General features: G+C 70.5%; 10 protein-coding genes. 6 read left to right on the plus strand and 4 right to left on the minus strand.

The window, feature by feature from the left end; genetic code table 11:
• Positions 1–27 precede the first annotated feature (27 nt).
• Complete coding sequence (locus tag ACZ7CF_RS00910; RefSeq protein WP_458433176.1) at positions 28–1,551, minus strand: non-reducing end alpha-L-arabinofuranosidase family hydrolase; 1,524 nt, start codon at positions 1,549–1,551, stop codon at positions 28–30.
• A gap of 344 nt (positions 1,552–1,895) precedes the next feature.
• Positions 1,896–2,675 carry an SDR family NAD(P)-dependent oxidoreductase gene (locus ACZ7CF_RS00915; protein ID WP_360387709.1) on the minus strand — a complete coding sequence of 260 codons (780 nt, stop codon included), beginning with the start codon at positions 2,673–2,675 and terminating at the stop codon, positions 1,896–1,898.
• A gap of 85 nt (positions 2,676–2,760) precedes the next feature.
• Between ACZ7CF_RS00915 and ACZ7CF_RS00920 the strand changes: the two genes are divergently transcribed.
• The gene (locus ACZ7CF_RS00920) at positions 2,761–3,609 is read left to right on the plus strand and encodes a helix-turn-helix transcriptional regulator (RefSeq protein ID WP_458433177.1); all 849 of its coding nucleotides are present in this window, start codon (positions 2,761–2,763) and stop codon (positions 3,607–3,609) included.
• Positions 3,610–3,613: 4 nt separating this feature from the next.
• Here the strand turns inward: ACZ7CF_RS00920 and ACZ7CF_RS00925 are convergent, their stop codons facing one another.
• Together ACZ7CF_RS00925 and ACZ7CF_RS00930 are read right to left on the minus strand one after the other, a co-directional pair.
• Positions 3,614–4,306 carry a class I SAM-dependent methyltransferase gene (locus tag ACZ7CF_RS00925; RefSeq protein ID WP_458433178.1) on the minus strand — a complete coding sequence of 231 codons (693 nt, stop codon included), beginning with the start codon at positions 4,304–4,306 and terminating at the stop codon, positions 3,614–3,616.
• A gap of 85 nt (positions 4,307–4,391) precedes the next feature.
• Positions 4,392–5,996, minus strand: coding sequence for an FAD-dependent monooxygenase (locus ACZ7CF_RS00930; protein WP_470368486.1), 1,605 nt, complete (start codon positions 5,994–5,996; stop codon positions 4,392–4,394).
• A 203-nt stretch (positions 5,997–6,199) separates the two neighbouring features.
• Between ACZ7CF_RS00930 and ACZ7CF_RS00935 the strand changes: the two genes are divergently transcribed.
• Genes ACZ7CF_RS00935 through ACZ7CF_RS00955 form a run of 5 tightly spaced genes read left to right on the plus strand, consistent with a single transcriptional unit; the run spans position 6,200 to position 13,754 of the window.
• The gene (locus tag ACZ7CF_RS00935) at positions 6,200–6,892 is read left to right on the plus strand and encodes a class I SAM-dependent methyltransferase (RefSeq protein WP_360387699.1); all 693 of its coding nucleotides are present in this window, start codon (positions 6,200–6,202) and stop codon (positions 6,890–6,892) included.
• Complete coding sequence (locus tag ACZ7CF_RS00940; protein ID WP_470368487.1) at positions 6,889–9,936, plus strand: ferritin-like domain-containing protein; 3,048 nt, start codon at positions 6,889–6,891, stop codon at positions 9,934–9,936. The genes ACZ7CF_RS00935 and ACZ7CF_RS00940 overlap by 4 nt, the downstream gene beginning before the upstream one ends.
• Complete coding sequence (locus ACZ7CF_RS00945) at positions 9,936–11,174, plus strand: FAD-dependent oxidoreductase (RefSeq protein WP_360387693.1); 1,239 nt, start codon at positions 9,936–9,938, stop codon at positions 11,172–11,174. The genes ACZ7CF_RS00940 and ACZ7CF_RS00945 overlap by 1 nt, the downstream gene beginning before the upstream one ends.
• Complete coding sequence (locus ACZ7CF_RS00950) at positions 11,171–12,181, plus strand: methyltransferase (protein WP_470368488.1); 1,011 nt, start codon at positions 11,171–11,173, stop codon at positions 12,179–12,181. Before ACZ7CF_RS00945 ends, ACZ7CF_RS00950 begins: the two co-directional genes overlap by 4 nt.
• Positions 12,182–12,206: 25 nt before the next feature.
• Positions 12,207–13,754 (plus strand): tryptophan halogenase family protein, encoded by a 1,548-nt coding sequence (locus ACZ7CF_RS00955; protein ID WP_360387689.1) that lies wholly within the window; start codon positions 12,207–12,209, stop codon positions 13,752–13,754.
• The last annotated feature ends 4 nt before the right edge of the window (positions 13,755–13,758 follow it).

Consider the following 13,758-nt stretch of genomic DNA (forward strand, 5'->3'; position numbering starts at 1 on the left):
AGGTGTTCAGATTCGTGAAGAGGTCGGTCAGCGCTGCAGCGTCAGCACACCCGGCCGGTACGGCAGCTTGCCGTAGTCGCCACCCGAGCTCGGGTTGCGGCCCTGGTACAGCAGCTGCAGGTTGCAGGGGTCGATCGTCTTGGTCTGGTCGGGGTTGGTGCGGATCAGGTCACCGTGGCTGATGTCGTTGGTCCAGGTGGCACCGCTGTTCGCCTTGCCGGCGAACGGACGGCTCTCGGTGGCCGCCTGCGGCGTCCAGGAACCGCTGAGGCTGCTGGAGGTGAACGACCGGAAGTAGCGGCCGTTGGCACCGATCGCCTCGACGATCATCAGGTACTGGTTCTGGCCCTGGACCTTGTAGACCTCGGGCGCCTCGAACAGGTTGTTCGTCGTGTCGCTCATGACGGTCGTGTAGGAGGAGCCGAAGCTGCCGGGGAAGTTCCCGATGGGCATGACCTGGCGGTAGATCTTGCCGTTGTCGCCGGCGAAGAACAGGTACATGTTCTGGCCGTCACCGATGAGCGTCTGGTCGATGGGTCCCGTGCCGGAGCCGCTGATGCTCGCCGTGGAGAGCACCTGCGGCGACGACCACCCGTTCGGGTTGGTGGGGTCGCTCGACGTCCGGTAGGTGAACGCGGTGCCGCCCCACTGGTAGGCGAGCACCCAGATGTTCTTCGGGGCGAAGTAGATCAGCGTGGGCGCGACGGTGCCGGAGTTCATCGCGTTCTGGCTCGCCGACCCCATGTCCGACCAGTTGGTGAACGGGGTGAAGTTCATCGAGCCCCAGCTGGTCCCGGTGTCGTGCGTGGTGCTGTAGACCAAGTGCTTGCCGTTGATCATGACGTGGGTGAAGTCCTTGAGGGACACCCAGCCCTGCCGCGGCTGCGCCAGCGCGCCGGTCGAGGACCAGCGGTAGGTCGACGGCAGGGAGCACTGGCCGGGGTTGTTGCTCGTCGTGGTGGTGGGGCCGGTGTCGCCACCGACGCGCACGAGCTGCCACTGCTGGTTGGTGCCGCCCCAGTCGCTGTACTGGACGACGTTGCCGCCGTCGGCGGTGGAGGCGCCCTGGACCTCGACGGCCTTGCCGCTGTTGCGGTTGATCAGCCGCACGTGGCCGCCGTCGGAGTCAGCGAGGCGGAACTGCTGGTTGGTGCCGTTGAGGTCCGACCACTGGACGACGTTGCCGCCGTCCGCGGTCGAGAAGTTGTGGACGTCGAGCACCTTGCTCGACAGGCGGGACTTCACCCGGTAGTAGCCGTCGCCGGAGTCGACGAACTGCCACTGCTGCTGGTTGCCGTCGTTGCGGCTCCACTGGGTGATGCGCGCGCCGTCACCGGTGGCGAGGTTGTAGACGTCCAGCGCCTTGCCGCTGTTGCGGTTGACCAGCACGTACCAGGCGGTGGTGTCGACGGTCGCAGCCGACACGGGCGCCGCGTTGACCGCCACCAGCAACCCGCCGAGCAGCACGCCGATCACGGCGGTGACGCCGGCGGCACGGCGCCTGCGGGTCTGGGGAAGTGCGGTGGGCGGGTGATGGTCTGTCCTGACCACGGGCGTGCTCCTCTTCGTCGAGGTGTGGGCGAACTGCGGCACGGGCAACGTCCGAGCGACCTCTTGCGCCGAGTGGTCATCGCGCGCCCTGTGATGAAAGTGCCTCTATGTGAGCGTTCGACAATTCGACGACGACCCCGGAGACCGGGCTGTCTTCACCGCAGATGTCGAACGCACACAGCAAACTCTGAGGCACGATCTGCGACTGGTCAAGAACCAATGTGAACGCTAACACGATCAAGCCCGCCACATCCTGCTGCTTTTAGCGGAAGCTAAAAGAACCCGCATTCCTTTAGCTTCCGCTAAAAGCGCGGAACCGCGAGGTGCGCGCAATTGCGCGGTGGCTACGCGCCCGCACCGCCGTCGACCGGCACCAGCGCACCGGTCACCATCGCGGCCCGGTCGCTCAGCAGCCACGCCGCCACCTCGGCGACCTCGCGGGGCTGCGCCATCCGGCCCACCGGGATCGTGGCGGTGAGCTGCTCGACGACGCCGGGGGTCGCCGCCTCCCACTCGTCGATCATCGCCGTCTCGGTGCCACCGGGCGTGATGCCGTTGACCCGGATGCCCTCCCGGCCCCACGTCACGGCCGCGCTCTCGGTGAGGCTGTTGAGCGCGCGCTTCATGGCGCCGTAGGCGGGCAGCACGGGGTTCGCGCGGCGGCTGCCGATGCTGGAGGTGTTCACGATCGCGCCGCCGCCGTTCTTGCGCATGAGGGCGGCTTCGGCGGTCATCGCGGTCCAGTGGCCGCGGAAGTTGACCACGAACTGCTCGTCGATCGTCTCGTCGCTGGTCGTGTCGAGCGGGCCGGGCTGCTGCACCACCGCACCGTTGTTGAAGGCGCCGTCGAGCCGTCCGTGCAGCTGCTCGACCCGGTCGACGGCGGCGCGGATGCTGTCGCGGTCGGCGAGGTCCACCACGACCGCGTCGGCGACACCGCCCTCGGCGCGGATGCCGGTGACGACGCGGTCCAGGGCGTCGGCTCCGCGGGCGGCCAGCACGACGGCGGCACCCTCACGGGAGAACAGCCGGGCCGCTGCCTCGCCGATGCCGCGGCTGGCGCCGGTGATGAGCACGACCTTGCCGGTGAGCAGCCCGGCCGGAGTGGTGTCGGAGTTCGTCATGGCTCCAGCGTCGAGCCGCCGGCGCACCGGAGGCAGGCACAGGCTGTACCACCCTGGGCCCGTTCGCGGCGCGGATACTCGGGGCATGGACAAGCAGCAGCTCGGCACGTTCCTGCGCAGCCGGCGCGCCCGGCTCCGGCCGCAGGACGTCGGTCTTCCGTCCGGCCCGCGCCGCAGGACCGCGGGCCTGCGGCGCGAGGAGGTGGCGGTGCTCGCGCACATCTCCACCGAGTACTACGTCCGCCTGGAGCAGGGACGGGCCCCGCGCCCGTCGGCCGAGGTGCTCGCCGGGATCGCGGGCGCGCTGCGGCTGACCGGCGCCGAGTCCGACCACCTGCACGTCCTCGCGGGCACCGCGCCCAGCCGCACGGCGGTGCACCGGCGCGACGTCCGGCCGAGCGTCCTCGCGTTGCTCGACCGGCTGCCGCAGACGGCCGGGATGGTGGTCTCGGCGGCGTTCGAGGTGCTCGCGTGCAACGACCTGATGGCCGCGCTGATGGAGGACTTCCGCGTCCTGGCCCCGCGGGACCGCAACCTCGCGCGCCGCGCGTTCCTCACACCGGGGCCCGCGCTGTACGGGGTCTCCGACGCGACGGAGTTCCGCCACCACGTCGTCATGCAGCTGCGCGCCACCCTCGCCCGGTACCCGGCCGACGTGGTGATCTCCGATCTGGTCGGTGAGCTGTGCGAGGGCAGCGCCGAGTTCGCGCGGCGGTGGGAACGCCACGACGTGCAGTCGCCGACCGTGCTCAGCAAGAGCTTCCGGCACCCGCTGGTCGGGAGGATCACCGTCGACTGCGACTCGCTGGCGCTCACCGACAGCGACCAGCACCTCGTGCTCTACAGCGCACCGGCCGGGTCACCCGACGCCGAGGCGCTGGCGCTGCTGAACGTGGTGGCGGCACAGGGTTTCGACACCAGCGACAGGGCCTGACCGGTCACAGCCTGCGGACCCGGCCGAGCCACGCCGCCAGCTCGACGGGCCCGTGCGCGGGCAGGCCGCGCTGCACGGCCACCGCGGAGATCTGCTCGGTGATGAACCCCTGGTAGCTCGCGGCCTCGACGCTCTCGACCACCCAGCCGTCGGTGAACGCCGCGGGGATCACGCCCTCGCCGATGCTGGAGCTCAGCCCCGGCGCGGCGTTGGAGTGGGCGAGGATGTGCACGAGCGCGCCGGGGTTCGTCAGCGAGTGCAGCACCTGTGCGTACGCCTGTGCGTGGTCCGAGTCGCCGTAGGCGCCGAACCCGTGGAACAGCGCCACGTCCACGACCGTGTCGAACCCGCCCGACAGGAACGGGTGGTCCTGCGGCCGCAGCATGTTCGCGACCTCGAACCGCGCCTCGGGCACGCCGCGTTCGGCCGCGGTGCGGCGGGCGTAGGCGATGGCGCTCGGGGACAGGTCGACGCCGAGGGAGTCGTAGCCGAGCTTCGTGAAGAGGGTGGTGTGCTCACCGGAGCCGCAGCCCGGTTCGAGGACGCGGCCGCGGACCAGGCCCTGCCGCTCCAGCTCGACGATCGCGGGCTGCGGCCCGCCGATGAGCCACGGCGCGGTCCCCTCGTCGTACATGAAGTTCCAGTACTCGGGGTCCGTGAAGCCGCGGGACTCGTCGGTCTTCTCGCTCTGTGTCATGGGCACAGTCTGATGAGCAGGACGGACCGGGAACACCAGGTGGAAACGATCCCACGCGGTTGCGCAGCATGGACCCCGCGCGGGGTCAGACCGCGGACCGCACGCGGGTCAGCACGGTGTCGAGGTGGTCCACCACGCCCTGCACCGACGACGGGTCCGCGACCGCGGCGACGTGCCCGTCCGGCCGGACCAGCACCAGCAGCGGGCCGTTCACCTGGTACCCGCGGTGGGCGGCCTCCTCCTCCGGCGGGATGACGTGGGTGGTGATCGCGGCGGTGTACCGGTCGTCGAGCCGTGCGGCCAGCCCGTCGGTGTCGAGGCCCTGCGCGCCGAACAGCAGCACGTGGTACCCGGCGCCGTGGGTCAGGTCCAGCACGCTGCTCGCCCCGTCCGGGGTGGGCCGGATCTCGGCGTACGGCGCGCGGTCGCCCGGCCGCAGCGGCCCGGTGCCGGGGCCGACCGCGGCCGAGCCCCGGTAGCTGATCCACAGCTGCGAGAACATGTGGAAGAACATCCGGCGGATCGGCGCCAGCCGGGACACCACGCCGACCACGCGGGTCGCCACGTGCGTGCGCATCCACACCGCCACCGCGCTGTTCCCGGTCTCCAGCTTGAACCCGAGGTCGGTGCGCTTGAGGACGGTCCGCGCGATGGGGCGGCGTTCCGACTCGTAGGTGTCGAGCAGCGACTCGGGCGCCTCGCCGTTGACGACCTGCGCGAGCTTCCAGGCGAGGTTGACCGCGTCGCCGACACCGAGGTTGAGGCCCTGGCCACCGGCCGGGTTGTGGATGTGCGCGGCGTCGCCCGCGAGGAACACGTTGTCGACGCGGAACTTCGAGGCGATCCGGCTGTGGAACCGGAACATCGACGCCCACACGACGTCCTTGAGCCGGGCGTCGACCTTGAAGTAGTTCTCGAACCACTGCTGCAGGTCCGCGGGCGGCAGCGGCGCGTAGGCCTCGTGCGTGGGGTTCTTCTGCGCAGGCGCCTGGCTCAGCTCCGGCGGCACCACGCCGAAGAGCCGGCAGCGCCCGGACGCCAGCGGCAGGATGCCGACGAAACCGCCGCGGGTCAGGTTGAGCCGCATCCCCCGCACGCCCAGGTCGACGTCGAGCGTGACGTCGGCGAGCATGCCCGCCTGGGCGTAGGTCTCGCCGTCGAACGACTGGCCGACGAGCCCGCGCACCACGCTGCTCGCCCCGTCCGCGCCGACCAGCCAGCGGGCCGTGATCGTGCGCCCCTGCACGGTGGTCACGGCGACCTCGGTGCCGGAGTCGGCCAGGTCCGCCACGGCGGTGTTCCACTCGACCTCGACGTGGTGCTCCTTCAACGCCTCCACGAGCACCCGCTCGGTCTCGAACTGCTCCAGCGCGAGCGCGTAGGGGAACCGGGTCTGGTCCGCGCTGCCCTCACCGGCGAGCGGCATGTCGCCCACGTGCCGGCCGGCCTCGTGGATCGCGACGTCGGTGATCGGCAGGCCGCGGGCGACGGCCGCCTCCGCGACCCCGAGCCGGTCGAAGTGCTCCAGGGTGCGGGCGTGCACGATCGCGGCACGCGCCTGTTCCACCGGGCCCGACCCGGCGTCGACCACCCGCACCCGCACGCCGTGCTGGGCGAGCATGAGGGCGGCGCAGAGACCGGTCGGTCCCGCGCCCGCCACCAGGACGTCGCAGTCGCGTTCGTCGCGCATCGGCTTCCTCGTTCACGTCGGCGAATGTGCGATCGCAGTATTGCGAGCTGCGCGGACGCACCACATCGCCCGCCGTGGAACGGGATCGGGGGGCCACCCTGCGCGAGCGCGCAGGTTCTCCGGCAGGTCCTTATCAGCGGACCGCCCGACGTCCGATGGTGGAGGCCGTCACGTCGTGGACCGCCGGAAGTCGAGGAACCTCAATGAGCGCCCCGGAAGCGTACTTTGATGACCTGGCCGAGCTCTACGAGCGGTTCACGGTGATCCGTGACGCCGCCACGAGCCCGGTGCGGTCGTGGCTCGTCGAGCAGCTGCCGGGAGGTCGCCGCGCGCTCGACGCCGGGTGCGGCAGCGGCAACAACTGCGGCCTGCTCGCGAGCCGGTACGACGAGGTGGTCGGCGTCGACCTGTCGCAGAAGATGCTCGACATCGCCGCCACCAAGCGGACGCGGGTGCCGGTGCGCTACGAGTGCCGCAACGCCGTCGACCTCACGCCCGAGCGCGACGGGCAGTTCGACTTGGTGATGTCGGTCAACGCGGTGTTCCACATGGGACCCGCCGACGAGGTGCTGCCCGTGCTGCGCGCCCTCGTCGCCCCCGGCGGCCGGCTCGTGGTGGTCGACGTGACCCAGCCCGACGGTGCCGCGGCGCCGAGCGAGCAGAGCGCCTACGCGTTCGAGACCGGCAAGATCATCTACGACGTGTCCGGTGACGTCGACGCCGCGTGCGACTCGGTGCGGATGATGCTGCACCCGCGCTGGCTGGAGATGAGTGCCGCCGCGATGCCGCTCACGGACACGGAGTTCCGCCTGCAGTACGAGAAGGCGCTGCCCGGCGTGCGGATCACGAAGGACCTCATCCCGACGATGAGCGCGGTCGTCTGGGACAACGCATGAGCGTCTTCGACCTGCCCCGCCTGCACTTCGCGGGCTCCGCCGTCACCCGCCTGCCCACCGGGCCGCGCGCGGGGTGGCTGGACCTGGAGAGCAACCGGGCCATCGACGCCGACGGCGTGTTCGACACCGACCGCCCGGTGCAGGACTACTACGACTTCCTGGGCGAGTCGAAGGGCCACAACTTCGAGGGCAACGGCCACTTCTGGGTCGACGCGGAGGTCGTCGGCACGGAGCTGGCCGCCGGTGAGGTGGGCGCGGACGACCTCGTCGTCGGCCGGCAGCTCGACTTCTGGGGCCACTTCTGCGACTACACGGCGGGCACGGCGAACCGCTCGCGGGTCTTCGACGTCGACCCCGCCTCCAACTGGACCACCACGCTGATGGTCGGCCAGCTCGCACTCGGCCGGTCGGGGCGCTCGCACGACGTCCCGTACCTGGTGACCGGTGACGTGAACGGCCTGTGCCCGCCGCGCTGGAACCAGTTCCACACCGTGCTGCACCAGTTCGTGGTGGACAAGACCGAGGGCCTGCACTGGCTCGACGGCGCAGCGGACTCCCCCGCGCTCGCCCGGTTGCGCGCGGTGGCCGAGGACGACGCCGACGGCCTCGTGGTGCAGTTCTCGATCACCGACATGAAACCCACCGGGGTGGGCCAGCCGGACGTCTGGCGGCTGCGCGGGACGATCGCGCCCTGGCGCCGCCACGAGCTGCGCACCTCCCCCGCCGGGCGGCTGCTCACCGCGCGCACCACCGGGTCCGCGCTGCCCAACGCCTCCGTGCACCTCACCGAGTCCCACGTCACCGCGAACCTGGTCACCGCGTGGTCGCGGACCGGCCTGGAGGTGCGCACGGCGTCGGGCACGCTGCTCGCCACGATTCCCCCCGCCGAGGACGCGCGCACGTCCGGCGTGGTCGTCGTGTCCAGGGTGGACGGTGGCACCGGCGACCCGGCCGAACCGCTCGTGCTCACCGCGCCCGACGGCACCGTCCTGTCCCGCGAGGAGGAGGTCGTCGTCGAGTCCGACGAGGCCGCGCTGTTCCTGGAGCACGAGAACACCGGGACCGGCGAGGACCACGCGGTCGAGATCCCGGTCCGCTCCTACGTGCGCGGCGCACCGGCCCGCGTCGACCGCATCCACGTCGGGCAGCACGTCAACCCGGCCGCGCTGCCGTTGGCGCAGGACCGCGACACCGCGCAGCTCGTCGCGTTCCTGCCGGCCGGCCAGTCCGAGTACCGGCCCGACCTGGTGCTCTCGACCGACGAGCACGGTCGCGGCACCATCACGCTCAAGGGCGTGCGCGGCGGTGCGACGAGGGTGCTGCTGCGCCCGGAGACCACGCCGGAACCGCGCGGCACCACGGCGGCCGAGCGCTACGACAACGACGACGAGCAGGGCTACTGGTCGGCGGTCGGGTCCGTGGCCGTGCGGGTGCTGCCGGACCACTGGCATCTCGACGACCTGCCCGACGAGGAGATCACCTTCCCCACGCTGTACCGGGAGGCGCTCGCCTACTACGAGCTGCAGTACTCGTTCATGCGCTCGGAGGTGCTGAGCCTCGCCGACGAGTTCAAGGTCGAGCCCTACGCCCGGCTGATCTGGCACGTGTCCGCGCCCGAGCACAAGGGCAAGACGTTCTACATGCCGCCGACGCGGGACATGAGCGCGCCGCAGATCCGCCTGATGCTGCGCTACCTGCTCGCCGACGACGACCGGCGGCAGACACCGCCCACCTTCGTCCCCCAGCAGCGCAAGCTCGGCACCATCACGACCAAGGACCAGCTGCTGCACGCTCTCCACCAGGCCGCGGCGATCGAGCTGGCCACCATGGTCCAGTACCTCTACGCGGCCTACAGCGTGCCCACGCACGGTGCCGGCCGGAAGCTGGTCGAACGCGGTGAGTGGACCGAGGAGCACCTGCTCACCGCGTGCGGCGAGGGCACCGAGACGTGGAACAACGGCATCCGCGGCAGCCTGATGTCCGTCGCCCGCGAGGAGATGATGCACTTCCTCGCGATCAACAACATCCTGATGGCGATGGGCCGGCCGTTCCACCTGCCCAAGCTCGACTTCGGCACGTTCAACAGCCAGGTGTGCGTGCCGCTGGAGTTCTCGCTGGAGCCGTTGAACCTCGCGAGCGTGCAGCGGTTCGTGGCACTGGAACAGCCGCACGACCTGATCGACGACATCGAGGGCAACGACTCCGCGGTCCTGCGCGCGGACGGCGAGCCGTACCAGTACGGGTCGCTGAGCGAGCTGTACGCGGCGATCCGCGAGGGCGTCCAGGCCGTTCCCGGCGTGTTCCTGGTGAAGAAGGGCCGCGGCGGCGGTGCGCACCACCTGTTCATGCGCGAGTCGGTCAACGCGGTGCACCCGGACTACCAGCTGGAGGTCGACGACGTCGCGAGCGCCGTGTTCGCCATCGACTTCGTCACCGAGCACGGCGAGGGCGGGCACATCCCCTCGACGCTGCCGGAGGAGGAGTCGCACTTCGACACGTTCCTGCGGATCTCGGAGCTGCTGATCGCGGAACGCGCGAAGGGCCCCAACGGCCGCAAGATCCCGTGGAACCCGGCCTACCCGGTGATGCGCAACCCCACGCTGAAGCCCGGCAACCCGGCGATGGACCACATCACCCACGAGCCGGCCCGCATCGCGGTGAAGGCGTTCAACCGGTCGTACTTCCTCGCGATGCAGCTGATGGTGCAGCACTTCGGCTACAGCCCGGACAAGTCGCTGCGCCGCTCGCGGCTGATGAACTGGTCGCTGGACATCATGACCGGTGTGCTGCGGCCGCTGGGCGAGCTGGTCGTCACGCTGCCGTCCGGGCGGCCCGGCCGCACCGCGGGACCGTCGTTCGAGCTCGACTCCACCCCGGAGTACATCTCCCGGCCCGACGTCGCTGTCGAGTGGATGGCCCGCGAGTTCCACGAGGTGGCCGACCTCGCCCGCAAGTGCGTCGGCTTCGGCCTCACCCCGACCGTCGCCGACCTGCTCGCCTTCATCGGCGACTCGTTGCGCACCATGGACCTGAAGGACCTGTGATGGCCGAGACGACGACCGTGTGCATCGCGGGCGGAGGCCCGGCCGGTGCCGTGCTCGGGCTGCTGCTCGCCCGGTCCGGTGTGGACGTCGTGGTGCTGGAGAAGCACGCCGACTTCCACCGTGACTTCCGCGGTGACACCGTGCACCCCGCCACGTTGCAGATCCTCGACGAGCTCGGCTTGATCGAGAGGTTCCACGAGCTGCCGCACCAGAAGGTCAGCACGATCGGCGTGGTGCAGGACGGCAAGCGGATCGACATCGCCGACTTCCGCCGGCTCCGGGTCCCCTACCCGTACATGGCCTTCGTGCCGCAGTGGGACTTCCTCGACCTCATCACCGCAGAGGCCAAGCGGTACCCGGGGTTCCGGTTGCTGATGAAGACCGAGGCGCTGGGCGTGGTGCGGTGCGACGGCCGGGTGGCGGGCCTGCGCGTGCGCGGCCCCGAGGGCGAGCGGGAGATCCGTTCGACGCTCGTGGTCGCGGCCGACGGGCGGCACTCGGTGATCAGGCGGGACGCGGGGTTCGAGCCCACGCTGATCGGCCGCTCGCTCGACGTCATCTTCTTCCGGATCTCCCGCAGGGACACCGATCCGGACGAGGGCATCTGCGTGCGGATCGGCAACGGCAAGATCTTCGGCGCCACCGACCGCCGCACCTACTGGCAGATGTCCTACGAGACGTCCACCGGCGGCATGGACAAGGTGCGCCGCGAAGGCCTCGACAAGTTCCGCGCGGACCTCGCCGAGCTGGTGCCGTTCCTCGCCGACCGGGCGCACGAGGTGTCCTCCCTGGACCAGCTGAGCCCGCTGGAGGCGCGGATCGACCGGCTGGAGCGCTGGCACGAGCCCGGTCTGCTGTTCATCGGCGACGCCGCGCACGCCATGTCCCCGGTCGCGGGCTTCGGCGTGAACCTCGCCGTGCAGGACGCGGTCGCCACCGCCAACATCCTCACGGAGGCGTTGCTGCGCAAGCAGAACGGAGAGCCCTTCGACGACGGGCTGCTCGCGCGGGTGCGCAAACGACGCAAACGCGCCGTCGCGTTGTCGCAGGGACTGCAGCGCGCCACCCAGAAGTTCGGCATCGACGAGGCGCTCGACGGGTCGGGCCAGCCGCCCGCCCCGAAGGTCTTCGAGAAGCTCGGCGTCGCCCAATGGCTGATGAGCCGCGTCATCGGGCTCGGATTCCGGCCAGAACACGTTCGCACCCAAGCCGCAGCGCCGGAGGAGACCGCCCGATGACCGCACCGGGAATGCCACCGCAGGCACGGATGATGCAGATGATCACCGGGTACTGGGTCACCCAGATCGTGCACGCCGTCGCCGACCTCAAGCTCGCCGACCACCTCGCCGACGGTCCGCTGACCGGCGCGGAGATCGCGGAGCTGATCGGCGTCGACGCGGGCACGACCACCAGGTTGCTGCGCGCCTGCGCAGCGCAGGGGCTCGTGACCTACGACAACGGCAAGTTCCTCAGCACCCCGTTGCTGGAGACGCTGCGCGAAGGGGCGCCGGGGTCGTTCCGCGACATCGCGATCGTGCACGGCTCACCGGGGCACTGGCTGTCCTGGGGCCGGTTCCCGGACGCCGTGCGCGCCGGCGAGCCGCAGACCGGTGCCGCGCTGGGCAGTGACATCTGGACCTACTTCCAGGCGAACCCGCGGGAGTGGGAACGGTTCTCCAGCTCCATGTCCGAGCTGACCGACGGGCTGTCGCGGGAGATCGGCGACCTGCTCGACACCACCGGTCTGACCACGGCGGTCGACGTCGGCGGCGCGAACGGCGCGTTGCTGCACCCGCTGCTGAGGGCGAACCCGGAACTGCGGGGCGTCGTCTTCGACCTGCCGACGGTGGAGCCGACCGCGGTGGCCGAGGCGGAGAAGGCCGGTCTCGCCGACCGCTGCACGTTCGCCGGCGGCTCGTTCTTCGACGCCGTCCCGGAGGGCGACCTGTTCCTGCTCAAGGCCGTCCTGCACAACTGGGACGACGACGCGTGCGTCGAGATCCTCACCAACTGCCGCAGGGCGTTGCGCCCCGGCGGCCGGGTGGTCGTCGTCGAGATGCCGCTCGGGCCGATGGGCGAACCGGGCTTCGCCCCGCTGCTCGACCTCGGGATGCTCGCCGTCAACTCCGGCCGCGAGCGCGACCTCGACCACTACGACGCGTTGCTGCGGCGGTCGGGCCTGCGCCGGGTCGAGGTCACGCCGACCTCGTCACCGCAGAGCCTGATCCACGCCGTCGCCCAGTAACCACGAACCGGAGGACTGACCGAAGATGTTGAAGAACGTAGTTGTCGTCGGTGGCGGCACGGCCGGCTGGATGACCGCCTCCTACCTCACGGCCGCCTTCGGCGACCGGGTCGACGTCACGCTCGTCGAGTCGGCCCGCGTCGGCTCGATCGGCGTGGGCGAGGCGACGTTCAGCACGGTCCGGCACTTCTTCGAGTACCTCGGCCTGGAGGAGAAGGAGTGGATGCCCGCGTGCAACGCGACCTACAAGCTCGCCATCCGGTTCGAGAACTGGCGTGAGCCCGGACACCACTTCTACCACCCGTTCGAGCGGCAGCGCGTCGTGGACGGCTTCCCGCTGACGGACTGGTGGCTGCGCGAGCGGAAGTCGGACCGCTTCGACAAGGACTGCTTCCTGGTCGGCACGCTGTGCGACGACCTGAAGTCGCCGCGGCACCTCGACGGCGAGCTGTTCGAGGGCGGCTTGGGCGAGCGCAGCACGTACCGCACGACCCTCGCCGAGCAGACCACGCAGTTCCCGTACGCCTACCACTTCGACGCCACGCTGGTCGCGAACTACCTGCGCGACTACGCGGTCGCGCGGGGTGTGAAGCACGTGCTGGACGACGTGCAGGACGTGGCGCTGGACGACCGCGGCTGGATCAGCCACGTCGTCACCAGGGACAACGGGAACCTCACCGGCGACCTGTTCATCGACTGCACCGGTTTCCGCAGCCTGTTGCTGGGCAAGGCGTTGCAGGAGCCGTTCGAGTCCTACCAGTCCTCGCTGCCCAACGACAGCGCGGTCGCGTTGCGCGTGCCGCAGGACATGGAGAACCGCGGGCTGCGGCCGTGCACGACGGCCACCGCGCAGGAGGCGGGCTGGATCTGGACGATCCCGCTGTTCGACCGCATCGGCACGGGTTACGTCTACGCCAGCGACTACACCACGCCCGAGGAGGCCGAGCGGACGCTGCGCGCGTTCGTCGGCCCGGCCGCGCAGGACGCCGAGGCCAACCACATCAGGATGCGCATCGGCCGCAGCCGCCGCCACTGGGTGAACAACTGCGTCGCGATCGGGCTGTCCAGCGGGTTCGTCGAGCCGCTGGAGTCCACCGGCATCTTCTTCATCCAGCACGGCATCGAGCAGCTGGTGAAGCACTTCCCGGACGCGCGCTGGGACGACGGTCTGCGCACCGCCTACAACAGGCTGGTCAACAACGTGATGGACGGCGTGCGCGAGTTCCTCGTCGTGCACTACTACGCCGCCAAGCGCCAGGACAACCAGTACTGGAAGGACACCAAGACCCGGCCGCTGCCCGACGGGCTGGCCGAGCGGCTGGAGCGCTGGCAGACCCGGTTGCCGGACAACGAGTCCGTGTTCCCGCATTACCACGGGTTCGAGTCCTACTCCTACGTGTGCATGCTGCTCGGCTTGGGCGGTCTTCCGCTGAAGTCCTCCCCCGCGCTGGGCCTGATGGACCCGTCGTCGGCCCAGCACGAGCTCAAGCTCGTCGCGGAACAGGCCGCGGAGCTCGCACGGACGTTGCCCACGCAGTACGAGTACTTCGCGCAGCTGCACCAGGCGAGGTGACGGC

The sequence above is a fragment of the Lentzea sp. NPDC036955 genome (genome assembly GCF_055608005.1).

Bases quoted from the DNA above. Each gene is read 5' to 3' on its own strand.
- ACZ7CF_RS00950 (WP_470368488.1), top strand. From the start codon at position 11,171: ATGACCGCACCGGGAATGCCACCGCAGGCACGGATGATGCAGATGATC.
- ACZ7CF_RS00925 (WP_458433178.1), bottom strand. From the start codon at position 4,306: ATGACACAGAGCGAGAAGACCGACGAGTCCCGCGGCTTCACGGACCCC.
- ACZ7CF_RS00935 (WP_360387699.1), top strand. From the start codon at position 6,200: ATGAGCGCCCCGGAAGCGTACTTTGATGACCTGGCCGAGCTCTACGAG.
- ACZ7CF_RS00920 (WP_458433177.1), top strand. From the start codon at position 2,761: ATGGACAAGCAGCAGCTCGGCACGTTCCTGCGCAGCCGGCGCGCCCGG.
- ACZ7CF_RS00940 (WP_470368487.1), top strand. From the start codon at position 6,889: ATGAGCGTCTTCGACCTGCCCCGCCTGCACTTCGCGGGCTCCGCCGTC.
- ACZ7CF_RS00915 (WP_360387709.1), bottom strand. From the start codon at position 2,675: ATGACGAACTCCGACACCACTCCGGCCGGGCTGCTCACCGGCAAGGTC.
- ACZ7CF_RS00955 (WP_360387689.1), top strand. From the start codon at position 12,207: ATGTTGAAGAACGTAGTTGTCGTCGGTGGCGGCACGGCCGGCTGGATG.
- ACZ7CF_RS00930 (WP_470368486.1), bottom strand. From the start codon at position 5,996: ATGCGCGACGAACGCGACTGCGACGTCCTGGTGGCGGGCGCGGGACCG.
- ACZ7CF_RS00945 (WP_360387693.1), top strand. From the start codon at position 9,936: ATGGCCGAGACGACGACCGTGTGCATCGCGGGCGGAGGCCCGGCCGGT.